This window comes from Bradyrhizobium sp. SZCCHNR2028 (assembly GCF_032380995.1).
In the GTDB taxonomy this organism is placed as follows: Bacteria; Pseudomonadota; Alphaproteobacteria; order Rhizobiales; family Xanthobacteraceae; genus Bradyrhizobium.
This window is the reverse complement of the sequence record NZ_JAUHJF010000001.1, coordinates 289,978-313,770: the sequence shown is the minus strand read 5'-3', so window position 1 is coordinate 313,770 and position 23,793 is coordinate 289,978. Positions and strand designations below refer to the sequence as shown.

Annotated in this window: 21 protein-coding genes and 1 pseudogene; 10 read left to right on the top strand and 12 right to left on the bottom strand. The window is 62.5% G+C overall.

Features of this window, described 5'->3' with window-relative positions:
- Positions 1-52 precede the first annotated feature (52 nt).
- The gene (locus tag QX121_RS01450) at positions 53-790 is read right to left on the bottom strand and encodes a hypothetical protein (RefSeq protein ID WP_315810978.1); all 738 of its coding nucleotides are present in this window, start codon (positions 788-790) and stop codon (positions 53-55) included.
- A 40-nt stretch (positions 791-830) separates the two neighbouring features.
- Complete coding sequence (locus QX121_RS01445; protein ID WP_315810977.1) at positions 831-1,103, bottom strand: hypothetical protein; 273 nt, start codon at positions 1,101-1,103, stop codon at positions 831-833.
- A 26-nt stretch (positions 1,104-1,129) separates the two neighbouring features.
- Between QX121_RS01445 and QX121_RS01440 the strand changes: the two genes are divergently transcribed.
- From QX121_RS01440 to QX121_RS01430, 3 genes are all read left to right on the top strand, one after another.
- On the top strand, positions 1,130-1,525 hold the full coding sequence (locus QX121_RS01440) for a helix-turn-helix transcriptional regulator (RefSeq protein ID WP_315810976.1): 396 nt from the start codon (positions 1,130-1,132) through the stop codon (positions 1,523-1,525).
- Between the two features lie 441 nt (positions 1,526-1,966).
- The gene (locus QX121_RS01435) at positions 1,967-2,389 is read left to right on the top strand and encodes a hypothetical protein (RefSeq protein WP_315810975.1); all 423 of its coding nucleotides are present in this window, start codon (positions 1,967-1,969) and stop codon (positions 2,387-2,389) included.
- Complete coding sequence (locus tag QX121_RS01430; protein WP_315810974.1) at positions 2,383-3,126, top strand: tyrosine-type recombinase/integrase; 744 nt, start codon at positions 2,383-2,385, stop codon at positions 3,124-3,126. The genes QX121_RS01435 and QX121_RS01430 overlap by 7 nt, the downstream gene beginning before the upstream one ends.
- Positions 3,127-3,282: 156 nt before the next feature.
- On the opposite strand, the gene QX121_RS01425 is transcribed toward QX121_RS01430, so the two are convergent.
- Together QX121_RS01425 and QX121_RS31605 are read right to left on the bottom strand one after the other, a co-directional pair.
- Positions 3,283-3,906: a hypothetical protein gene (locus QX121_RS01425; protein ID WP_315810973.1), complete on the bottom strand. Its 624-nt coding sequence runs from the start codon at positions 3,904-3,906 to the stop codon at positions 3,283-3,285.
- A 253-nt stretch (positions 3,907-4,159) separates the two neighbouring features.
- Positions 4,160-4,417: a hypothetical protein gene (locus QX121_RS31605; protein ID WP_409999305.1), complete on the bottom strand. Its 258-nt coding sequence runs from the start codon at positions 4,415-4,417 to the stop codon at positions 4,160-4,162.
- Between the two features lie 697 nt (positions 4,418-5,114).
- On the opposite strand from QX121_RS31605, the gene QX121_RS01415 reads away from it, so the two are divergent.
- Together QX121_RS01415 and QX121_RS01410 are read left to right on the top strand one after the other, a co-directional pair.
- On the top strand, positions 5,115-5,852 hold the full coding sequence (locus tag QX121_RS01415) for an FkbM family methyltransferase (protein ID WP_315780023.1): 738 nt from the start codon (positions 5,115-5,117) through the stop codon (positions 5,850-5,852).
- A 472-nt stretch (positions 5,853-6,324) separates the two neighbouring features.
- On the top strand, positions 6,325-6,486 hold the full coding sequence (locus QX121_RS01410; protein ID WP_315810971.1) for a hypothetical protein: 162 nt from the start codon (positions 6,325-6,327) through the stop codon (positions 6,484-6,486).
- A gap of 82 nt (positions 6,487-6,568) precedes the next feature.
- Here QX121_RS01410 and QX121_RS01405 read toward each other — a convergent pair whose 3' ends face one another.
- The 3 genes from QX121_RS01405 to QX121_RS01395 all read right to left on the bottom strand — a co-directional run bounded on the left by QX121_RS01405 (position 6,569) and on the right by QX121_RS01395 (position 9,563).
- The gene (locus QX121_RS01405) at positions 6,569-6,781 is read right to left on the bottom strand and encodes a hypothetical protein (protein ID WP_315738059.1); all 213 of its coding nucleotides are present in this window, start codon (positions 6,779-6,781) and stop codon (positions 6,569-6,571) included.
- A gap of 122 nt (positions 6,782-6,903) precedes the next feature.
- Positions 6,904-7,377, bottom strand: a complete 474-nt coding sequence (locus tag QX121_RS01400; RefSeq protein ID WP_315738060.1) for a hypothetical protein — start codon at positions 7,375-7,377, stop codon at positions 6,904-6,906.
- Positions 7,378-7,526: 149 nt separating this feature from the next.
- Entirely contained in the window at positions 7,527-9,563 is a 2,037-nt protein-coding gene (locus tag QX121_RS01395; protein WP_315810970.1) for an acyltransferase family protein, read from the bottom strand.
- A gap of 1,131 nt (positions 9,564-10,694) precedes the next feature.
- Here QX121_RS01395 and QX121_RS01390 point away from each other — a divergent pair.
- Both QX121_RS01390 and QX121_RS01385 read left to right on the top strand, forming a co-directional pair.
- Positions 10,695-10,850, top strand: a complete 156-nt coding sequence (locus QX121_RS01390; protein WP_315738062.1) for a hypothetical protein — start codon at positions 10,695-10,697, stop codon at positions 10,848-10,850.
- Positions 10,851-11,115: 265 nt separating this feature from the next.
- On the top strand, positions 11,116-11,391 hold the full coding sequence (locus tag QX121_RS01385; RefSeq protein ID WP_315738063.1) for a hypothetical protein: 276 nt from the start codon (positions 11,116-11,118) through the stop codon (positions 11,389-11,391).
- An 85-nt stretch (positions 11,392-11,476) separates the two neighbouring features.
- Here the strand turns inward: QX121_RS01385 and QX121_RS01380 are convergent, their stop codons facing one another.
- A complete protein-coding gene (locus tag QX121_RS01380; protein WP_315738064.1) occupies positions 11,477-11,845 on the bottom strand; it encodes a PRC-barrel domain-containing protein in 369 nt (122 codons plus the stop codon).
- Between the two features lie 72 nt (positions 11,846-11,917).
- Positions 11,918-12,082 carry a hypothetical protein gene (locus QX121_RS01375; RefSeq protein WP_315738065.1) on the bottom strand — a complete coding sequence of 55 codons (165 nt, stop codon included), beginning with the start codon at positions 12,080-12,082 and terminating at the stop codon, positions 11,918-11,920.
- Between the two features lie 211 nt (positions 12,083-12,293).
- Between QX121_RS01375 and QX121_RS01370 the strand changes: the two are divergent.
- Positions 12,294-12,721, top strand: a pseudogene (locus tag QX121_RS01370) (SDR family oxidoreductase); the annotation flags it as partial.
- A gap of 10 nt (positions 12,722-12,731) precedes the next feature.
- Here the strand turns inward: QX121_RS01370 and QX121_RS01365 are convergent.
- On the bottom strand, positions 12,732-12,863 hold the full coding sequence (locus QX121_RS01365; protein ID WP_315756589.1) for a hypothetical protein: 132 nt from the start codon (positions 12,861-12,863) through the stop codon (positions 12,732-12,734).
- A 24-nt stretch (positions 12,864-12,887) separates the two neighbouring features.
- Positions 12,888-13,079 carry a hypothetical protein gene (locus QX121_RS01360; RefSeq protein WP_315810969.1) on the bottom strand — a complete coding sequence of 64 codons (192 nt, stop codon included), beginning with the start codon at positions 13,077-13,079 and terminating at the stop codon, positions 12,888-12,890.
- 650 nt (positions 13,080-13,729) lie between these two features.
- On the opposite strand from QX121_RS01360, the gene QX121_RS01355 reads away from it, so the two are divergent.
- Both QX121_RS01355 and QX121_RS01350 read left to right on the top strand, forming a co-directional pair.
- Positions 13,730-19,909, top strand: coding sequence for a HAMP domain-containing protein (locus tag QX121_RS01355; RefSeq protein ID WP_409999304.1), 6,180 nt, complete (start codon positions 13,730-13,732; stop codon positions 19,907-19,909).
- A gap of 13 nt (positions 19,910-19,922) precedes the next feature.
- Positions 19,923-21,416, top strand: a complete 1,494-nt coding sequence (locus QX121_RS01350; protein ID WP_315797467.1) for an HWE histidine kinase domain-containing protein — start codon at positions 19,923-19,925, stop codon at positions 21,414-21,416.
- Between the two features lie 14 nt (positions 21,417-21,430).
- Here the strand turns inward: QX121_RS01350 and QX121_RS01345 are convergent, their stop codons facing one another.
- Positions 21,431-23,716 carry an FdhF/YdeP family oxidoreductase gene (locus QX121_RS01345; RefSeq protein WP_315810967.1) on the bottom strand — a complete coding sequence of 762 codons (2,286 nt, stop codon included), beginning with the start codon at positions 23,714-23,716 and terminating at the stop codon, positions 21,431-21,433.
- Between the last annotated feature and the right edge of the window lie 77 nt (positions 23,717-23,793).

Here is a 23,793-nt window from a genome sequence, read left to right as displayed (position 1 = left end):
GCGGACATCAGCACGGCCGACAGTCCCGGCGAAGCACCCGCTTCGACGACGATCAGAAATAAGCCCGTATAGGGTGACCCCGTTCGCCCCAGAAAATGAACCAGCGCCCTGCGGCGCGCACAATATCTAGCTGCTCCGGCAACGGAAGAGGCTCGGCTGATTTCACGAGGCCAAGACGCGAAAGAAAACTCCGGTGCGCCACGCGAGACGATGTCTCGGCCGCGTCTGCCGCGGCGAGGAGCGCTCGCCCATACTTCGTCGCCGCCTCAGGAAACTTATGTTCCCACGCCTCATCCAGCAATTGCTTGTCGATCACATTCCCACAGCTCTTCAAGAAAGCGCCGCGAAAACTGGTCTCGTCAATGCCTTCGTAGAGGCCGGCATTGCAGTAGGTCGGCACACCGTCGCACTTAACGAGCCTTAAGACGTAATATCCGGAGAATTCCTTTAGAGTAGCCGCTACCTCATCGGTCGTTTGCGCTTTCCGGGCCTCGATGATCCACGCATCCGCTGCGGCATCAAAACCGACCCGCGGAGCGCCGATACGCTCATAGCCGGGAACGCTGATCGAGTTGAAATGGGTGATCTCGGCCTCTGATAGTTGACTGCTCGAGAATGCGCGTTCCAAGAGACGGCGCCACTCCCTCTCATGGCCGGGCTTGGCGCAACCTTCCACAACGAGGTCGAGACCCATAAAATCCTCCGCAGTCAAAACCCAATTCGACAGCGAACCGGAATAGCACAGGCGATGCTGTAATTGCATAGCGGCTTCACTGCTGCTGATGACCAACCGCCCTCGGCGATGTCCAGCTGCAATTGCCGACGGCCTACTACACCGCCGAGAAGGTGACGCCGCCGAGCGTCGCAATCTGGCTCGGCGACAGCGCGACGTCGACCGCCGGCGCGTCGACGCGGCTGCGCGCCTCGCCGGCCGCGTTCGCAATCGCCTGCCAGATCCACGACCGCGAGAACGATGCCGGTGAGGCCAGATAGGGCATCGTCGAGATCGCAGCGTCGCTGCCAGCGACGCGGGAGTTGAGCCGAAAGGCGGCTGCAAGCTCGACCTTGATCGCCTCCTGCACGTCCGTGGTGAAGGGCTGCAAGCCAACCACCACATCGAGAGACATCGATGCCGAAAAGCGCTCAAATCAAGAAGCCCCGATCCACGACCGAGACTGACGCGAAGATCGGCAGGCGCATTCGCATGCGCCGCCTCGAACTGGGCATGAGCCAGACCGATCTGGCGAACGCCGTCGGCGTCACGTTTCAGCAGATCCAGAAGTACGAGAAGGGCACCAACGGCATCCGCGGATCGCGGCTCGCCGCCATCGCGGCCGCGCTGCAGGTCGATCTTCCCTTCCTGTTCGCGGCCAAGGACGCGGCGCCGGACGATACCGTCGTGGACACGTTCATCACCTCGTCGGAAGGCGTGCGCATCGCCAAGGCGTTTGCTCAGATCCCCGAGAGCATCTGCTTGACGATCGTCAAGCTCGCGGAATCATTGGCGCAGGAACTCGTTCGATGAGGCAACGCTCCCATCCGTTCCCACTCGGGGAAGGCCTGACGCACGCCACCGCGGCAAAGGAGCTTGGATTGGCCTCCTCCCAGCGACCGTCCAGGCCCCAGGGACCCCCGCTCGCCGAACCACGGCTCGGAGATCCGACCGCAGGGTCTCGCGGAAGAAGAAGGCGCCCGACCATCGCGAACGAGCCTACGCGCCGCGCGGCCTGCGCCGGCCCGCAGCGGCCGACTGGGTCGGGATGTCGCCGACCAAGTTTGACGAGTTGGTCTCCGACGGGTTGATGCCCCGCGGCCGACTGGTGCGCGGCTGCCGGGTCTGGGACCGTTACGAGCTTGACATTGCCTTCGAGAACCTGCCTCGATGAAGACGAGGCCGTCGCGCTTGCGCCGGTGCCCAGCGCCTGGGACAGCGTCGCCTGATCCCAGGCTCCGAGGAGAGGTCCTCGTGCCCCCAATCGACCAGCGCTACTATTACGAAGACCGCGATCGCCACGGCAATCTACGGCGCTATTTCCGCAAGCGCGTTCCCGGTACAGCCAAGTTTCGCAAGGTGCGCTTGCGCGAGGAGCCTGGCACGGCTGCCTTTCACGAGGAATTTGCCGCTGCTTTGGCCGGGCGGCATTATCAACGACCGGACACGGCGCCACGGCCGCCAGCGCCTCCCCGTGTGGTCGAGCGCTCGCTGCGTTGGCTGATCCAGAAATTCTACCGGGAGTGCCTGGAATTTCTAGGCTACGACGTCGAGACCCAGAAGAACCGGCGGCGCATCCTGGACGCCCTGTGCCGTGAGCCGGTGCAGGAGGGCGCCGAGCTCGAAGTCGGCGATCTCCCCTGCGACATTCCCAAGGGGCCAAGATCCAGGTGCTGATCAACCGCAAGGCGCTGACCTCGATCAACTCGGCGAACCACCGGCTGAAGGCGCTTCGCAAGCTATCGGAATGGGCGGTCAAGACCGAGCCAAAGCTAATGGCAGCCAATGTCGCCAAGGAGGTGGAACTGCTCGACGTGCCCAAGACCGGCGGGCATCACACCTGGAGCATCGAGGAGATCCTGCAGTTCAAGCAGCGCCACCCGGTCGGCAGCAAGGCCTATCTGGCTCTGGCGCTGTTCATGATGACCGGCCAGCGGCTTTCGGACGTGGCACGTATGGGACGTCCGCACATCCGCAAGGCCGAGCACATGAGCCCGCTATTGCGCCAGGTGCATCCCGGGCGTTGGCTCGACTTCCGCCAACGAAAGAACCGCACGCGCAGCCCGGTCGACCTGGTGATCCCGATCCTGCCGCAGCTGGAGGCCGTGCTTACGGCCTCGCCGCTCGGCGAGCTGACCTTCCTGGAGACCGAGCACAAGCGGCCGTTCACGACCAAGGGGCTCGGGAATTGGTTCGAGAAACGGTGTATCGAGGCCGGCGTCCCCGGACGCGCCCACGGCCTCCGCAAGGCCGGCGCGACCATCGCGGCCGAGAACGGGGCGACACCCCACCAGCTCAAGGCCATCTTCGGTTGGAAGACACTGCAGCAGGCGGAACTCTACACCGAGAAAGTGCGCCAGCAACTGCTGGCTGGCGGCGCCATGGGACTGATTACGTTCACTGGCAAGATTTGACGACCTACAACGTCGCGTTGGGGATGATCGTCGTTTGATGCACGATCGCTAGGCCGTGAAGCTACAACCCGTCGGCCAAAAGCAGCCATCAGCCGAATTGTCTCGATCCTTGCCCGCGAGTAGCGGAGGTCTCGCGGGCCACTCCCACTTGCTGTCTCAGCGCGAGGGTATATTCCACGGGACCGCACTCCATATCGTTGTCCATTCGCTTGCGAGATCTTTCTTCACTTCGACACGCGCAACTACAAATCCATCATAACCCTGGTAGCGATAAGAGTAGCGTCCTAGGCTTTGACTGGTGTCCGAACCTATTTCGGCCCGAAAGATACCTGTATCTTGCTGATATTCTATACTTCCCGGTCTATCCGTTGTTCCAAATCCGTCTGGATATGCCGCAACCGGAAACAGAACAACTCTAGGCTTTTGCAACTCTGTAAGATCGAAAACTTGGTCCGATCCAGAGATTCCAGGCCGACAAAAAATGATCGAGAGACGACGGCCTTCGATGCGCATAAAGCGGATCGGATGCTTCTTGATGTCTGGTTCGTAGACGCAGCCTGACTGTCTTGCAAAATGCGCAAGAAACTTCGGCACCAGCTCAGGATCCGACACCTCGAAGTTGGTCTGTCCTTTGGAAACCCTGGACCACTCTTGCAGCACCTCTCGCCGGGTGCGCTCTGCGTCCGACAGTTCCTCACCGGGTACAGCGGGGGCTGGCCCAAATAACAACATTGCTACGGCCAGAATGAGTGGCGATAGTTGGGAAGCCGCAACGCGCACGACGCAAATCTCCATAGTTGGCTACAACCAAACACAGCTCGACGACTATCGTCTTGATATTTCGATATAGGCAATGGGCCAAAAGTGGCCCTCCGGTCCTTCGACGGTTCACTTCCGGTTGCCGCCCAACAGTAGACGTCCCTGGCGCCGACCGGAAGGTCCGAGATGGGCCATATGCAGACACTCGATCACGTCTCCGTCCACTCTATCGACTTCGGGAGCGTCTCAGATTCAGCAAACTCTTGAGCGGCAATTAGGCCCTTTTCAAAAAGGGTATCACATATTTGCGCGGAAACTCCGTCTGATGAGCGAGCCCGACGTAGCAAGTCATAACCGGATGCGTGCTGGACTGATCGCCGCGACTTACATAGTACGGCGGATTGTGGTGACCGAACTGAAAAGCGAGGACGGTCTCGTCGCCACCCACGACCAACGCAAGATCATTACCGTTTGGGGCCTGGAGAGAGATGATGTTCAACGTGTCCAGCGTTCGCGCTTCGTCGCGAGCCATGCGGATTACTCTTTCAAATTCTGCAAGCGTTGAGACCCGCACGGCCTCCTCGGCATCGTGAACGATAATCGAAAGATCCACGATCTAGCTCCCCTGGTGGCCGCCCTCGGCTGGACAATATCCGTTGCTCCGCAGTCCGTCATTGCGTCCGCTGTGGGTCACAAGCGGCCTATCAGTCCTGCCGTGGGTTACTTCCGGTTGTGCCCCGGAAGCGGACATCGCCGCGCCGACCGGACGGTCCGAGATGAGGTCATTCACGGCCGCGGCAAACCAGCGACAGGCCGGGCTACTTCCGCCATACCTTGATGACGAGCAACCTTGCGGTGCCACAAAGATTTCGCGATGGGCTGGCTACCCACTATCATCGGCGCGGAAATCTTTAGCTTGAACCGAGATTCGTCGCCTTCTGGCGTGCCGACCTAGGGTGAGCCAGTCGGCACCCGACCGTCGGTTGAGGTGGGTCACAAGCCCCAAAAACTCCCGGGAATCGCGTGAATGCGGGCTGTGACCCACTCGCCGCCATCCCATTGATCCGGCTTATCCGGAAAGCCCTGCTGGGATCGCCAATCGCCACGCCAGCGCCATCGTGGCGCCCCGCCGCTCGTCCATTTCGAAACATTGCCGTGAACGACAGGGCGTGCGCACCCAAGCTTGCCTTCGTTTGGCGGATGCGTAGCCATGGCATTGGGGGGCTCGGTTGGCGAAACATGAGGCATCCCGGTTTCTGGTGAGAATTTTGCGGTCCAGATTCCGCGACCACAAGACGGAGCTTTCCGAGCTGCGGCGTCACATCCGGCGCGGCGACGTCGTCTGCGACATCGGCGCCAACAAGGGCAGTTTTCTCTACTGGCTGGCGCGGTGGTCGGCGCCGGGGCGGGTCGTCGCCTTCGAGCCCCAGCCGGACCTGGCCGAAAGATTGGCGCGGCTCTGCAAGCGGTTCTCGCTCGACAACGTCGTGGTCGAACCACGCGCCGTCTATTCGTGCTCCAGCAAGAAGACCCTGTTCGTGCCCGAGGGGCACCAGCCCGGGGCCTCGCTGCTCCGCCCCGCCGAGACCTCGAAGGCCATCCAGGTGCAGACGACGTCGTTGGACGACTATCTCCCCGATACGGGAAACGTGTCTGCGATCAAGATCGACGTCGAGGGTGCCGAACTCGACGTGCTGCGCGGCGCCGAGCGCACCTTGCGCCGATGCCGGCCGTTGATCGTGGTCGAGTGCGACCACCGCCTGGCGACGCTCGACAGGGTGAAGGAGACGTTCTTGCTCCTGCGGGGTCTTGGCTATCGAGGCCAATTCCTGAGCCGCGGGAGATTGCTTCCGTTGTCCGCCTTCGACCCGGAGATCCACCAGCGCGCCGATGGCGAATGGTTCTGGAAGCGAAAGGACTACTGCAACAACTTCATCTTCAGGAGCTTGCACGCGCCCACGTCCTGAGCTGCGGATGAGCCGGGCTGGTCGATGATGACGTCACAGTCGCTGATCAATCGCCCCTCCCCCGCGCAGGACGAAACATTCCGGGAGCCGATCGAAACCATTTCGCCGCGCCTACGAAGTCGTCGTGAAACAGACCCCCGGCATGTTGCCGAACATCAAATCGACCGTAGGGGTTACCGATGTCCGCGTTGCTGAGCTTCATTTTCGAATCCTATTGCCTGAGCTGCCGGGCGATGTTTCCAGAGCTCAATACCGATCAGTCGACCGTCGCGGAGTAGCTCGCGGCCGAGTGGCCGGAATTTCGATCCGAGATTGAGCCGCGCGGGCGCCGCCGGCCCACTTTGGCTGTCTGCTTGCAGACTGCTCGTCCGGAAAACCAACGCGCATCAAGCTTTGCTCTTCAGCTTAATGGCGGCTTCCATTTGACGCCGACGCCCTTCATCCGCCACGTCTTGGGCGATGGAGTTGGACCATGTTTGAACTAGCCATGTTTGCCGCAATCTGTTTCATCGCCGCTGTCGCCCTCACGATCATTTACCGGCGGCGTCAGGACGTCCTCTACGGCCCCTATGTCGCGGATGTCTCGTGGCCGACGGCGCTGCCCGACGACCGCATCGAAGCGTCGTCACCCTGAACCTGGATGTGCTCCCGGGAGGCACCGGGCAGGCCGTCGCGATCACGCCAGCGATGATTGCCGATCTGCATGACGCCCGGCTTCACAAGCCGATGCGCCCGCCGGAATCGTTGAGCAGCGCATCGAGCCGGTCTGGGCTCATCCTCTGTCCACCCGGCGTCTCTATGCTGACGCAGGCAGCGCCGAGACGCAGATAGGCGTTTGCCGTGAGCAGCGCATCCTGCGCGCTGCGGCACCTGATGGTGGCGATCGCGCTGGCGCTTTCGGCCCGGACGGTGAAGGACGCGGCGGCCATGAGGGGCGGGCTCGTCTGTAAGCGGCGGCTGAAATGAAGCCGAAGCTTATGCGACGCAGCCCGACGGTATCATTGAGGCGGATCAAAGCCGCCGGTCCCAGGCTTCGCTATGGGCGTCCCGCTCAGCTCCGATTCAGCGACAGGCTGATGCGGGTGACGATGCCGTCCCAATCGCGCTCCCAGGCCCGGGGGTAGTTGATCAGCACGCAGTGGACATAGCCCCCAACGAAGTTGCAGCGATTATACCAGACGTAGTCGCCCTTGTAGCTCGACACCGCGAAGAAGCGCGAGGTGACGCGCTTGTACTGGATGTTCGGCGGCGGGTTCTTCTGGGCGAGGAATCGCGCCGGCGACTCCCGGGTGTCATCGGGCATCGACTGCACGGTCAGATTGGCGCGACCGTCCGCGGTCTGGAAGCGCTGGCCGTAGCCCTCGGGTTGGCCCGCCGTGTCGCTGAAGATCGAGACGGGAATGTCGACCGACGTGCCGGTCTCCGGGATCCTATAGGTGTTCCAGCGCACCGATTCGGCCGGCGCGGCGTTGCTCCAGCACGCGGCGCATGCAAGCACAGCCATGGCCTTGATGATCGGATTCATGTCTGTCGTCCCCAACGGCTTGAGAAAACATGACGTTGAACCACCTTCGCGGCTCAGCGAAGGCAGCGTCCGCCATCAGCGGCAGGCGAACGCGCGACCCCAGTCGAAGGTTCATGGCTCCCGCAGGTCCCGTGCTCGATCGCTCCTCATCATTGAACCTGGGATGGAGCGACGTTCCGGGTTGCCGTCGGGCCGTCACCCGCCATGAGTTCGTGCGTTCCGGTCTCGGCGGGCTGCTCAAGTCTCCGCAAGAACGCATCCAGTTGCGGCGCGAGTTGCGAAAGGACAAACCTCGACCCTTCCGGGGTGAAATGGATGGTGTCCCAAACAATCGGCGTTTCCGCGTCGATCGTCAGCGGGCAACGCCTCTTGCTGCAAATCGTGTCGAGAATGGAAACGTATTGAACGAGCGGATACGCGCTGGCGATCTCCTTCAAACGGTCGTCCGCCTTGAACGCCCCCTCTCTCGGCAAGAGCGAATTGCCGATTGGGACGTGCGTCTGCTCATGGTTGAACAACGTCGAAGCCAAGGGAGCGGGGAACTCGATCGAAGGACCGAGGAGCAGAACTGGAACGCCGGCTTCCTGAGCTGCCGCCAGCAGCGCGTTCAAATACCGATCGACGCGCCGTGCAGGAGGCTGGCCGTAGGTTTCGAGATAGGCGCGCCAATTGCCGGAAAGAACGACGCCGTCAAAGCCGTGGGCCCTGATCTGATCGCGTAGCAGCTGATTGACGTCGTTGCAGTTTCGCGAGGTGCTCAGCTTGAGCTCGACGAACGGGGGACAGGCCGCTGACGTAAGCTGCAGAAGATGATAGGCATCGGAGGATAGGTAGCTGCGCAATCCCCAGGCATAATGTGCGGCGAGACTGTCGCCGGCGAGCAGAATGTTGCGCTTGTTTGCGGCCGGCTTCAGGCACGCATCAAAGTCGTAGGCCGATGGCGGCTCATCGGGCTGCAAGAAGCAGCTGTGCGCACGATAGAACGGCTCCATCGTCCGGGAATCGTACCGGAGCATTCGTGCCTGGGATTGCGGGAAGCGATCGGCGTAGCCGTCATGAGCGATGCCGTGAACTCCGACCGCGATCAGGACGACGGCAATGCCCGCGATCACCGGGGAGCCACGCACGCCAACCCACTCCGTTCGCGCGCGTGCCGGCCGCTCGACGATGACGTAAGAGAGATAGGCCAGCAGCAGCGAGCACAGCAGGAGCCCGGCGGTAGCAAACGCCGAGGTCGCGACATCGAGCGGCAGCGCGGCCCTGCCGAGGACGAACACCGGCCAATGCCAAAGATAGAGCGAATAGGACAGACGGCCGAGGAAGGCTCCGGTCTCGCGGAACGGCAGCCGGGGCCTGCCCTGCTCCTGATTGAAGGCGACAATATAGAACGCAGTACCGAGACAGGGAATCAGCGCATGCAACCCGGGGAATCGTGTCTCCGCGCGGAAGATGACCACGGGAATCAGCACGGAGCCCATGCCGGCTGTCGCAAGGATGAGACGCGCCTCGCTTCTGACCGGTGACCATCGATGCAGAAAGAATGCGATGCTTCCGATCAGAAACTCCCAGGCCCGCAGCGGGGCGATGTAGAAGGCGGCCGAGGGCGATTGCTTGATCCAAAGCTCATCGAGCACACACAGCGCGACCGTTCCGGTGACGACCAGTCCGAGCGACAGCTTCGACGTTGGGTCGGGAAACAGTCTGCTCCAGAGCCAAGTCACGACCGGAAACAGGAAGTAGAACTGCTCCTCCACCGACAATGACCAAGTGTGGATGAGAACCTTCCCGATCGTTGGGAGATCGAAATAGCCGGTCTGCGACCAGAAGAAGATGTTCGAGGAAAACAGAAGCGTAGAGACCGCGCTTCCGAAAAACATTCGGTAGTCGCCAGGAGGCGCAAAGAACCACGCGACTATCCCGGTAACGACAATCATCAGGTAGAGCGCTGGAAGCAGGCGCCGCGCCCTTCGTTCGTAGAAGGCGATGAACGAAAACGAATTGGATTGAATGCCGGTCCAGATGAGCCGGGAGATCACATAACCGGAGATGACGAAGAAGATATCGACGCCGACAAACCCGCCGCCAAAGCCTGGCAACTCGAAATGAAATCCAATGACCGAAATCACGGCTACGGCGCGCAGCCAATCGATGTCCGGCCGGTACTCCAAAACCTTTGTGTGCGTCATGCTGGTAGCCTGGGCGGGCCATTCGCCCTAACGAGTTACCTGCTGACATGTCCGCAAATGGATCGCAACGTTCCGAAACACACGGAAATACCGTTCTTGGTTGGTGTATCCGAATTGCCGCACCATCCCACGGTCCCGCCGCGTGGGGACGCCGACGGATCGCAGGCCCAGCGGGAGGCCATTCGCCTGCGGGGGTGCATCCCGCGAGCATCAAGACAACTCGCACTCGGTCCCGATCCCGGTGCTGACTTTGAGGCGGTGATTGAAAGCCCGACGCGCCAGAGAGAATGGCAGCACCGTCAAGGCCAACATGCCGGCAAGCCGGATCATTCACTGCGCCAGCGCGCCCCCCCGCCCGACGCAGCTTTCGACACGAGGACCGCTTGTGTGTCCGTGACTGACCAGCCCTCCGCCTTGATTGCTCCGGCTAGCAACGCGCTGTCGTCACGCGGGCAGACGTGCCGCGCGTACTCCCTCGATCATCATCCACGAAACGCCTGCCACGCTGACGCCTCAACTAGGCTCGACGCGAGACGCACGCGGGATCCACGCTCGATGATTGTGCGGCTGTTGTTTGATGAGCACACCCACCCGCGAGATTTCAGCGACCGCCTTCCGTCGTCACCACTCACATGATACCAATCATGCCAAAGAAGCTGGCGAGCGAGTGGCGACATCGCCATAGCCGTTAACACCTCGCCACAAATCGGCCGAGGTCGAGGTGGGCTGCCTCTATACTTCGAGTTGCTTTTGCAACCGCATTGGCGTCGTACCTCGGACAGTGCTTATCGGCACCGGCCCGCGCAGGCTGAGCGCGCCTAAACCGCTTCCCTGAAGGAATTTGGCTTAAAAACGTGCGACGCCGCGTCTCCGCAACCTGGCAACTTCCTTCAACAGCCAAAACGTGCAACAATACTGCACGCAACTAATATCAACCTCAGATTTAATTTACTGATCATTTACTTTCCGCAACTTTGCCCCAAAAACTGCACGATGCTGGGTTCCTCTTTCACAATTAGAACTCTTCTGGGGCCCTACAAAAACCACCTCCCCAGAAACGGGATCTAACAACCTCGGATATACTTTTCAAAACTCACTCTCCGTCTTCGTTTCGCGTACAGAGGTCCCACAATGACAACACTCATCAAGGCTCTCCCGACCCATCTCGAAGAGACTCGTATCGACTCCGAGAAGCTGCGCACGATCCTGATGCTCTGCGGCGCCACTGCGTTTGGCTTCATTCTCCACGCCACCTACGGTCTCGATCTCAGCTACGCCTTCTTCTGATTTGATCAGTCTGCCGGTCGAGGCTGGCGGCTCTTCATTGCCGGACGCAATCGGCGTCGGTCCGGGCTCGCGGGGTTGTTGAACGGCCCCGCGCGTCGCCTTTTCGAAGTGATACGCGCCACGCGAAGAATATGGCAGATGCCGTCCATTGCAGGCTTGATCGTGCTTTTGCACAGCTTGGCCGCGCCGCTCCCACAATTCCGCCGCGACGACGCGACACGCTGAGGGTGTTGAGGATTGCGGTTGCTTGAGGACGAGTAGCGTCATGCGTTCACCAGTATATGATCTCTATCAGATGAAGCAGGATCGCTTGCCGAAAGGAGCTCGTTCGGCATGGCTGAGGACGAGGCCGAATGAGCCGCCGCCCGCCGCCGACGACTGGGTCTTCGTCGGCAAGGAACGGCATCCGAGCCGGTGGACGGTCGCGGAGATGAATGAAAAAGGCACCTGCTACCGCGAGATCCCGATCTGGCTGTCGAGCCGCCGCAGCATGATGGCTGGATCGGCGGCCGAAAGCGGCGCTCAGCCGCCGGCCGCCTGAGATTCATCGGAGATCGCTGACGATGGCCGCTACGCGCCACGTTCGTCAGCAAGCCTCGCCAGGGCAATGAGCGGGATCGGCGGTCCTACGCGAGTTGGACGCCGTAATAGTCGTCGACCTTGCGCCCCGCCCCGGCATCCCCCCAGTCCCACTCACGCTCGTCGGAATATTTCGGCGCGCCTCGCAGTTGGTTCTCGGTCACGCCGGTAACGTAGCCGCCGAGTCGCGTGTCGTACTTCAGGGATTGCCAGGGCAACGGGTAGTGATCATTCCCAAGCCCGAGGAAACCGCCGAAGCCCAGGACGGCATACGAGACCCGCCCGCTCAGCTTGTCGATCATCACGCGTTCGATGGTGCCGATCTTGGTGTCGTCGGCGCCATAAACGGCCGTGCCTTCGACCTTGTCGCTTCCAATCAGGTTGCCATATTCGCGTTCATCGAGCATCGACGTCATGTGGTCCTCCCGGTGCGAGTGGATCGATAACGTTCGGCCGTCACCGGCCGTTCCCAAGAGCCTGAAGCGCTCTCAGTCGGCCTCCGACGGGTTACCGTCCTGCTCGGGATGACGTGTCGCCTCGCGGGACGGAGCATCCGGAGATGTGGTCTTATGAACCTGCTGCGCACGCTCCTTGTCGGCGGGCTGATCCTCACCGCGTCCTGTCCTGACGATGCCTTGGCCTTGCTGCGCCATCGGATGGCTCTCCTTGGTTGGTGATCCACGAAGGGCGCCGGATTGGATAGCGCTGACGCCGCTGCGATTCGATCGAAACGACGCGGGCCGCGCCTGTTCGTTCCCTCCTTGAGCCAACAGGCCGCAGAGCCGACCGCGCATCTGGCGCAACACGGTGCTTTGAGCGATCCAAACGAAACGTTGGCGATCTCAGGCTGTTGACCACGTCCCTCGAGAGGAGACGTTCTGCCGGCGGCTGGCGCAACAGGCCGTCGAAGCACTCGGCGGACTCGACATTGTCGTCAATAACACCCGCGCGGCAGCAGACGCGTCAGTCGACCCTGGATGTCTCGTCCGAAGATTTCGACGCGACGATGAAAACCAATATCTATGCCCCGTTCTGGATCATCAAGGCCGCCCTGCCCCATCTGAAGCCGGGATCGGTCATCATCGGCACCTCGTCCGAGCAGGCCTATGATGGCTCTGCGGATCTCTACGACTATGCGCGAACAAAGGCGGCGACCCATGAACTATGTGAAGTCGTTGGCCAAGCAGCTCGGACCGAAGGCCATACGCGTGAACGCCGTCGCGCCCGGGCCGATCTGGACGCCGCTTCAGGTCTCCGGCGGGGCCACGATGGAGAAGATGGAGAAGTTCGGCTGCCGCTGGTTCAGATGTGGGTGATGGGCTGCGGCAGCGAATACGCTTCCGTATGCACCTGACGAATCGTCGTGAACGCGGCGACGGCCGAGGCCAGGCTGAAGGCCGTCAGCAGCGCAATGAGAACGGTGCGGGGGGTCATGGGACGCTCCTCCATCCAGATTGGTTACTCGCGTAGCGCGGTCCGGCACTCGCCGAGCGGTGCGATTTCGCCATCGAGCCAATCCTGCTGGAGCGCGAGCGCTTTCCAGCCTTGGGCCATCCGTCGATAGCGCCGGAACGCCGGCTCTCCCTCGGCGCGCTCCGCGAGCTGGAGACAGTTGTCTGCGTTCTCTCTGAAAAGATCCGATCGTTTCATCTCAATCAGCTGGGAGCCACGGCGGACCGCCGCAACTCTGTTACACGATATTAATGTTCGCTCTGCGCTGGTGGAACATGGCGCACGTTGCAGCGCGGGTCCTGCTCAGAAGCGACGCGACACTGCCAACGTGAAGGGCCTGCATTCTTAGGCGTCTCGGGATCTTCGGATCCGTCGGCATCCCGGCGCCATTGCTTCCGGCATCCCCGTCTCTGCCGTGGTTTCCATTGCTAGTCCCCTTCGGAGGCATCAAGACGGCAGCAATAGCGAACTTGAGGCAGGTTCTCCTCTTACTCGAATGAGACGCGCCCCCTTTCCCCGTTCCAATGGAAATCGCCTCCTTCGTCAGCGACGAATACATGGGAACCCTTTTCCTGGATTGGAGTTGAAGCACTCGCGCCAGTAAAGGCCGGTTCCATTAGCCTTGGAAATCGGCATCCTGGCTTGATTTGAGTAGTTGCGGCGGCTTCTATGGCCGCCGGCTATCCGAGTCTCGGATTTTTGCTGGTAGACGGTCTGCCACGGGGAACTTGATGAGCGATCTCGATTCTGCTGCCAGTCCGATGCCCGAGCGCCAAGGGTTTGGCCGCCAAGGCAACGGAGCCGAGGCGGCCGATGCCAGCCAGGACCTGCTCCGCGCTCTCCAGGCCATGCGTTCCGGAGATTTCTCCGTGCGTATGGGCGGCGACTATCTCGGCATCGACGGCAAGATCGCCGACACGTTCAACGAGATCATTGCGGCCAACGAGCGGATGGCGCAGCAGCTCGAGCGCGTCGGCCAGGTCGTGGGACGGGAGGGAAAGACGCGCCAGCGCGTGCGGTTCGGCATCGCAAGCGGCTCCTGGGCGGATATGGAGAGTTCGATCAACACGTTGATCGACGATCTTCTATGGCCCACCCGTGAGGTGACGCGCGCGGTTGCCGCCGTGGCCCAAGGCGACCTCCTGCAGACCGTGAAACTGGACGTCGATGGCCGGCCTCTGGGCGGCGAGTTCCTGCAGTCGGCGACCATCGTCAACACGATGATCAAACAGCTCAGCGTCTTCACGTCCGAAGTGACCCGCGTGGCGCGCGAGGTCGGCACCGAGGGCAAGCTCGGCGGCCAGGCCCAGGTTCCCGAAGTCACGGGCGTCTGGAAGGACCTGACCGAGAGCGTCAACTCCATGGCCAATAATCTCACCGGCCAGGTCCGCAACATCGCGGAGGTGACGATCGCAGTCGCCAATGGCGACCTATCGAAGAAGATCACGGTCGACGTTCGTGGCGAGATCCTGCAGCTGAAGGAAGCCATCAACACGATGGTCGATCAGCTCAGGTCGTTCGCGTCGGAGGTGACGCGTGTGGCGCGCGAGGTCGGCACCGACGGCAAGCTCGGAGGTCAGGCCATCGTTCCCGGCGTTGCCGGCACCTGGAAGGACCTCACCGACTCCGTCAACGCGATGTGCGGCAACCTCACCGCTCAGGTCCGCAATATCGCCAACGTCACCACTGCGGTCGCCCGCGGTGACCTGTCACGCAAGATCACGGTCGACGTGCGCGGCGAGATCCTGGAGCTGAAGGACACCATCAACACGATGGTCGACCAGCTCAACGCCTTCGCATCCGAGGTGACGCGCGTGGCGCGCGAGGTCGGCACCGAGGGCAAGCTCGGCGGCCAGGCGCAGGTGCCCGGCGTTGCCGGCACCTGGAAGGATTTGACCGACAACGTGAACTTCATGGCGTCGAACCTGACGGCACAGGTCCGCAACATCGCCGACGTCGCCACGGCCATCGCCAGCGGCGACCTGTCGAAAAAGATCACCGTCAACGTCTCCGGCGAGATCCTTCAGCTGAAGGAAACGCTGAACACAATGGTCGACCAGCTCAATGCGTTCGCCGGCGAGGTCACGCGCGTGGCGCGAGAGGTCGGCACCGACGGTCGGCTCGGCGGACAGGCCAACGTGCTCGGCGTCGCCGGCACCTGGAAGGATCTCACCGAGAGCGTCAACTCGATGGCGTCGAACCTGACGGCGCAGGTCCGCAACATCGCCGAGGTGACGACCGCCGTCGCCAATGGCGACCTGTCGAAGAAGATCACCGTCGACGTGCGCGGCGAGATTCTGGAGCTGAAGGACACCATCAACACGATGGTCGACCAGCTCAACGCGTTCGCCGGCGAGGTGACCCGCGTCGCGCGCGAGGTCGGCACCGAGGGCAAGCTCGGCGGGCAGGCCATGGTGCGCGGAGTCGCGGGCACCTGGAAGGACCTGACCGACAGCGTCAACTCGATGGCCTCCAACCTGACCGGCCAGGTCCGCAACATCGCGGAGGTCGCCACCGCCGTCGCCAAGGGCGACCTGTCGAAGAAGATCACGGTCAACGTCTCCGGCGAGATCCTTCAGCTGAAGGAGACGCTGAACACGATGGTGGACCAGCTCAACGCCTTCGCCGGCGAAGTGACGCGCGTGGCGCGCGAGGTCGGCACGGACGGCAAGCTCGGCGGACAGGCCGAGGTGCCCGGCGTCGCCGGCACCTGGAAGGATCTCACCGACAGCGTCAACTCGATGGCCGGCAATTTGACGGCGCAGGTGCGCAACATCGCCGAGGTGGCAACGGCCATCGCCGGAGGCGACCTGTCGCGCAAGATCACCGTCGACGTGCGCGGCGAGATCCTGAGTCTCAAAGAGACGCTGAACACGATGGTCGATCAGCTCAACCGCTTCGCGGGCGAGGTGACGCGCGTCGCGCGCGAGGTCGGCACCGAGGGCCGGCTCGGCGGCCAGGCCAACGTGCCCGGCGTCGCCGGCACCTGGAAGGATCTCACCGACAGCGTCAACTCGATGGCCGGCAATCTGACGGCTCAGGTCCGCAACATCGCCGAGGTGACCACGGCAGTGGCGCGCGGCGACCTGTCGCGCAAGATCACCGTCGACGTGAAGGGCGAGATCCTCGAGCTGAAGAACACCATCAACACCATGGTCGATCAGCTCAACGCCTTCGCCTCCGAAGTGACGCGCGTGGCGCGCGAGGTCGGCACCGAAGGCAAGTTGGGCGGCCAGGCCGAGGTGCCGGAAGTCGCGGGCACCTGGAAGGATTTGACCGACAGCGTCAACTTCATGGCCTCGAACCTGACGGCCCAGGTGCGCAACATCGCCGAGGTCGCGACCGCGATCGCCGGCGGCGACCTGTCGAAAAAGATCACCGTCGACGTGCGCGGCGAGATCCTGCTGCTCAAGGACACCCTGAACACGATGGTGGAGCAGTTGCGCTCGTTCGCGGCCGAAGTGACGCGCGTCGCGCGCGAGGTCGGCACCGAGGGCCGGTTGGGCGGCCAGGCCGTTGTGCCCGGCGTCGGCGGCACCTGGAAGGACCTGACCGACAACGTCAACCTGCTCGCGGCCAACCTGACCACGCAGGTCCGCAACATCGCCGAGGTGACCACCGCCGTGGCGCGCGGCGACCTGTCGCGCAAGATCACCGTCGACGTGAAAGGCGAGATCCTCGAGCTGAAGAACACCATCAACACCATGGTCGATCAGCTCAACGCCTTCGCCGGCGAGGTGACGCGCGTGGCACGCGAGGTCGGCACCGAGGGCAAGCTCGGCGGACAGGCGCAGGTGCCGGGCGTTGCCGGCACCTGGAAGGACCTCACCGATACCGTGAACTTCATGGCCGCGAATTTGACCGAACAGGTCCGCGGCATCGTCAAGGTCGTGACCGCCGTCGCCAATGGCGATCTCAAGCAGAACCTCACGGTCAAATCGAAGGGCGAGGTCGCAGCGCTCGCCGAAACCATCAACAACATGACGGAGACGCTGGCGACCTTCGCCGACCAGGTGACGAGCGTTGCCCGCGAGGTCGGCGTCGAGGGCCGGCTCGGCGGCCAGGCCAACGTGCCCGGCGCGGCCGGCACGTGGAAGGATCTGACCGGCAACGTCAACCTGCTTGCGGCCAACCTGACATCCCAGGTGCGCGCCATCGCCGAGGTCGCGACGGCCGTGACCAAGGGCGATCTCACCCGCTCCATCCAGGTCGATGCCCGCGGCGAGGTGTCCGAGCTCAAAGACAACATCAATACGATGATCACCAATCTGAGGCTCACCACCGACCTCAACACAGAGCAGGACTGGCTCAAGACCAACCTGGCCAAGTTCACCAACATGCTGCAGGGCCAGCGCGACCTGACCACCGTCGGCCGCCTGCTGCTGACCGAGCTGACGCCGCTGGTGAACGCCCACCGCGGTGTGATCTACCAGGTCGAGACCGAGTCCACGCCACAGCTGCGCCTGCTTGCCTCATACGCCGATGACGGCATCTATCCTCACCGGACGCACGTCCAGTTCGGCGAGGGGCTGATCGGACAATGCGCGATCGACAAGCGACAGCGGCTCGTCTCCGAGATTCCATCCGACGTCATCCCCGTGGGCTCCGCCCTGCTCCGCGCCGTCCCGAAGAACCTCGTGGTGCTGCCGGTGTTGTTCGAGAACCAGGTCAAGGCGGTGATCGAGCTGGCGTCGCTTAGTTTGTTCACGACGTCGCAGATGACGTTCCTCGAGCAGCTCACCGACTCCATCGGCATCGTGCTCAATTCGATCGAAGCCACGATGCAGACCGAAGGGCTGTTGAAGCAGTCGCAGCAGCTCGCCGCGGAGCTTCAGACCCAGCAGCGCGAGCTGCAACAGACCAACGAGCAGCTCGAGCAGAAGGCGCAACAGCTCGCCGAGCGCAACGTCGAGGTCGAGCGCAAGAACCAGGAGATCGAGCAGGCCCGCCGCGCGCTCGAGGAAAAGGCGACCGAGCTCGCGCTGACATCCAAGTACAAGTCCGAGTTCCTCGCCAACATGTCGCACGAGCTGCGCACGCCGCTCAACAGCATCCTGATCCTCGGCCAGCAGCTGACCGAGAATCCGGACGGCAATCTCACCCTCAAGCAGGTCGAGTTCGCCCGCACCATCCATGGCGCCGGCACCGATCTGCTCAATCTGATCAGCGACATCCTCGATCTCTCCAAGATCGAGTCCGGCACCGTGACGGTCGATGCCGAGGAGATCCTCACCACCAACCTCCTGGAAACCGTGGGACGTCCGTTCCGCCACGAGGCGGAAAATCGCCTGCTCGCCTTCAACATCGACGTGGACCCGAACCTTGCGCGTAGCATCGTCACGGATTCCAAGCGCCTGCAGCAGGTGTTGAAGAATCTGCTCTCGAACGCCTTCAAGTTCACCGCCGAAGGAGGGGTGCGCTTGAAGGTATCTGCGGCGCTCGGCGGATGGAGCGCAGAACATCCGGTGCTCAACACTGCACCGGCCGTGATCGCGTTCGAAGTCTCGGACACCGGCATCGGCATTCCGCAAGACAAGCAGAAACTGATCTTCGAGGCGTTCCAGCAGGCGGATGCCGGCACGAGCCGCAAATATGGTGGCACCGGCCTCGGGCTCGCGATCAGCCGCGAGCTCGCCAACCTCCTGGGCGGCGAGATCCATCTCAAGAGCGCACCCGGCAAGGGCAGCACCTTCACGCTCTATCTGCCGCTCAAATATTCAGGTCCCGCAACGACGCCGCGCGTCAGTCCAGCATCGCCCGTTCCCTATGTTCAACCCCCAGCCGTACAGCAAGCGGCCGCGCCGGAGCGCGGGATCGAGCCCCCGCCGGATGATCGTCTCGATCTCGAACCCGACGATACGATCCTGCTCGTGGTCGAGGACGATCCGCACTACGCGCGCGTCCTGATCGACCTCGCGCGCGACAAGGGCTTCAAGGTCCTGATCGCCGGCCGCGGCGCCGAGGCGCTGGACCTCGCCAAGCAGTATCAACCGGCCGCGATCTCTCTCGACGTCTTCCTGCCGGACATGCTCGGCTGGACCGTTCTGAGCCAGCTCAAGCACAATCCGCTGACGCGGCACATCCCGGTGCAGATCATCACGCTCGACGAAGACCGCCAGCACGCTTTGGCGCGTGGCGCGTTCTCCTTTGTCAGCAAGCCCACGACAACGGAAGGCGTCAGCGCGGCCCTGTCGCAGATCAAGGAATACGCCAAGCCGCGACGCAAGCGGCTGCTGATCGTCGAGGACAACGCGGCCGAGCAACTCAGCATCCGCCAGTTGTTGGATCACGACGACATCGAGATCATCGCGGCGCATACGGGAGCTTCGGCGCTCGAGACGCTGCGCAGCGCGCCGTGCGATTGCGTGGTTCTCGATCTGCGGCTGCCCGACATGAGCGGGTTCGACGTACTCGATCAATTGCGCTCCGACGATTTCTTGTCGAGCGTTCCGGTGGTCGTCTTCACCGGGCGGGAATTGTCGGCCGAGGAGGATGCGGAACTGCATACGATGGCGCGCAGCATCGTCGTCAAGGGCGTCGAGTCACCGGAGCGGCTGCTCGACGAGACGTCGTTGTTCCTACACCGTGTGATTACGGAACTGCCGCTCGAGAAGCAGCGCATGCTGGAGAAGCTGAACAGTTCCGACGAAGATCTGATCGGCAAGACGGTGCTGCTGGTCGACGACGACGCCCGCAACATCTTTGCTCTCTCCAGCGTGCTGGAACGCCGCGGCATGAAAGTGCTGACGGCGACCACCGGAAGCGAAGCGATCGACCTGGTGCAGAGCAATCCCGCGATCTCGATCGTCCTGATGGACATCATGATGCCGCAGATGGATGGTTACCAGACGATCGGCGTCATTAGGCAAAATCCCGCCTTCGTCCGGCTCCCCATCATCGCGTTGACCGCGAAAGCCATGAAGGGAGACCGCGAAAAGTGTCTCGAAGCTGGCGCCTCCGATTATCTGGCAAAGCCCGTCAACACCGAGCAGCTGCTCCTTGCGATCCGCATGTGGCTGCACCGCTGAACGGTTCATCATGATGGAACATGCGAAGGTCAACATCCTCCTGGTCGACGATCAGCCGGCGAAGCTGCTGGCTTACGAGGTCATCCTGAAGGAACTCGGCGAGAAACTCGTAGTCGCCACCTCCGGGCGCGAGGCGCTCGAAATTCTGTTGAAGAACGAGATCGCGGTGATCCTCGTCGACGTCTGCATGCCCGAGCTCGACGGCTTCGAACTGGCGCAAATGATCCGTGAGCATCCGAGGTTCCAGAAGATTGCGATCATCTTCATCTCCGCCATCCAGGTGAGCGACTTCGACCGCCTTCGTGGCTATGAGATGGGCGCCGTCGACTACGTACCGGTTCCCGTCGTGCCGGAGGTGCTGCGCGCCAAGATCAAGGTTTTTGCCGAGCTCTATCGCAAGACACGCGAGCTGGAACATCTCAACCTTGAGCTGGAGGACCGGGTACGGGCCCGCACGGCCGAGCTTGAGCGATCGACAGCAAAGCTCGTCGAGAGCGAGCAGCGTCGGAGCATGGCGATCGCGGCCGGCAGGATGGGCTCGTGGGACTGGGACGGTGTCAATGGCGATTGGATGTGGGACGAGGGCCAGTACCGTATCTTCGGCGTCTCGCCTCAGAGCTTCGAGCTGAACACCGTGAACATCATGGCGCTCCTGCACCGGGAGGATGCCGAGCGTGCCCGCCAGGTGGTCGCGGAATTTAGCCGAGGCACGACATCGTATGAGGCTGAGTTCCGGATCAACCGGCCAGATGGCGAAGAACGCTGGTGCGTCGGAACGGCCGCAGCGACAACCGACAGGACCGGTCGCGTGATCCGCGTCAGCGGGGTCACGATCGACATCACCGAGCGAAAACGCGCCGAGGAACGCCAGAACCTGCTGACCCGCGAGGTCGATCATCGCGCCAAGAATGCGCTGACCTTGGCCCAGTCGATCGTTCGCCTGACAAAAGCCGACAGCGTGAAGACCTATGTCGACGCGGTAGAGGGGCGCATCAGCGCGCTGGCCCGCGTACACACCATCCTCTCGCTATCAAGCTGGGAAGGTGCGAAGATAAGCAGGCTGGTGGCCGAAGAACTCGCGCCCTATGCAACCGGCGGCCAGGTCGCCTTCGACGGCGCCGAGCTGCAACTCGAGCCGGCGACCGCGCAGACGCTGGCGCTGGCGCTGCACGAGCTGGTGACAAACTCGGCCAAATACGGCGCGCTGTCGGTCCGCTCCGGGCATCTCTCAGTCAAATGGACCATCGAGAATGAGCGCCTGGATCTGATCTGGATTGAAACCGGCGGTCCCTTGGTGCGCGCGCCGACCTCGCGCGGCTTCGGCACGCGCAGCCTGATGGCCAGTGTGGAAAGCCAGCTCGGTGGGCGCGCCTCGTTCGACTGGCGTCCCGAGGGATTGGTGTGCCGGCTGGTCGTCCCGCTCCGCCCCGGCGCGACCCCGCCGGAGATCACAAGCCCTTGCGCAACGGTGGCGCCGGGCGACGCACGACAACGGGCTGCGGGCTGACCGCTCCGGACGGCTCAGGCGGCCATGTCGCGCGAGATCCGGACCGGGATCGACTTGGCGGCGGGCACCTTGCTCCCCTCCGCGTAGTGCCATAGCGGAATCAATCCGTTGCATTCGGGATAGTAGGCCGCAACGCTGTAGCGCGGAATGTCGAACGCCACCGCCTGAAGCCCGCCCAGCGAGCGCGCCACGCCGTCATCGGCCTCGGTCGAAAGCCGTACCAGTTCGCCCTGCTTGATGCCCAGATCAGCCATGTCGCTCGCGTTCATGAAAACGATCTGACGGCCACCCGTGACGCCGCGAAATCGGTCGTCCTCGTTGTAGATGGTGGTGTTGAACTGGCCGTCGGCGCGCAAGGTCATCAGCTGGTACACGCCATTGCCTTCCTCCGGCGGATTGAGTGCCGCCTTGGGCACGGTGAAGTTCGCCTTGCCGGTCGATGTCTTCCATTTGCGTTCGCGGGCGCCAATGGGCCGCGGAAAGCCGCCGGGCTGAAACAGGCGCTTGTTGAAGTCCTTGAACTGGTCGGGATAGGTTCGCTCGATGGCATCTCTGACGCGCGCGTAGTCGCCGACCCAGGCATCCCAGTCGACTCGCGGATTTGGCTTCAGGGTGGCCTTGGCGAGACCGGCGACAATGGCTGGTTCGGACAACAGGGTCTCGGCGACTGGCTGGCGCTGGCCGCGCGAGCCGTGAATGCAGGTAGTGGAGTCCTCCATCGAGACCGCCTGCTCTCCGCCCGCCTGCCGGTCGATTTCGATGCGGCCGAGGCACGGCAACAGATAGGTCACCTCGCCCGGAACGAGGTGACTGCGATTGAGCTTGGTTGCGATCTGCACCGACAGCCGCAGCTTCGACCATGCCGGCTCCATCAGCGAACGTTCCGGAATGGCGCGCAGGAAATTGCCGCCGAGGCTGACGAAGCCCTTCACGTCGCCCTTGATGATGCCCTGGCAGGCATCGACCGTGCTGAGACCGTCCCAGCGCGGCGGCTCGAAGGAATAAAGCTCGGCCAGCTTGTCGAGCGGCACGAGCTTGGTCTTCTCCGAGATTCCCACGGTACGCTGCCCCTGCACGTTGGAATGGCCGCGGACAGGCGAGATACCCGCCCCGGGCTTCCCGATGTTGCCGCGCAATAGCAGCAGATTCACGATCATCTTGGCTGTCTCGACGCCATGGCGATGCTGGGTAATTCCCATCCCATAGTTGGCTATGACGGCGCGTGAGCCTGCGTAGACCTTGGCGGCCTCCAGAATAGCGCTGCGCGTGAGGCCGGAGGAGCGTTCGATATCGCTCCACGATGCCTGCCGGCAGCAGGTTGCGAAAGCTTCGAAGCCGGACGTGTGCTGCTCGATGAAGGCGACATCGAGCACGCGCGGGCTCTTGGTCGCGACCGCGGCATCATCCGCCTCGATCACGGCCTTGCACAATCCGAGTAGCGCCGCACCATCGCCGCCAATGCGCAGCTGATGATACTGCGTGCTGATCCGCGTTCCCCCGGTCAGCACCATTTGAATGGGATTTTGTGGATTGGTGAAGCGCTCCAGCCCACGCTCCCGCAGCGGATTGAACGTGATGATGGGCACGCCGCGTTGTGCCGCCTTCTGCAACGGATGCAGCATGCGCGGCGAGTTGGTCGTCGTGTTCTGGCCGAAGAAGAAGAAGCAATCTGCCTTGTCGAAATCCTGAAGGAGCACCGTACCGACGGGGACGCCAATCACCTCCGGCAGAGCCACTGATGTGGATTCGTGGCACATGTTGGAGCTGTCGGGAAAATTGTTGGTGCCGTACATGCGGCCGAACAACTGATACATGTAGCTGGTCTCGAGCGAAGCCCGGCCCGAGGTGTACATCACGACCGAATGCGGATCGAGATTGTTCAACTCCGCGCCGACGTCACGAAAGGCCTCCTCCCAGCTCACGGCGACATAGCGATCCGCCGCAGCATCGTAGCGCAGGGGATGAGCAAGACGCCCTTGCTCTTCCAGCTGATGATCCGACCAGGTCCGCAACTCAGCTAACGTGTGCCGAGCAAAGAACTCCGGTCCGACCGTCTTGCCGGTGATTTCCCACGCGGTTGCCTTGGCGCCATTCTCGCAGAATTCGAACGGGTGCGGCTTTGCCGGCTTGGCCCAGGAGCAGCTGACGCACATGAAGCCGCCTGGCTTGTTCTGTTTGAGCAGGATCTCGCTGCCGAGCAGCGTGACCTCCTCCTGCGTCAGGATGCTCGCGACCGCGCGCACCGATCCCCAACCGCCGGCCGGAGCCTTGTAGTCCTCGATTTTTGCTTTCTCACTCACGACACATCTCCCGCGGCCCGTTCAAGAGCGGCAAACCCGGGATAAGCAGCGAAGTTCCGACGTTTCACTGAACGTTG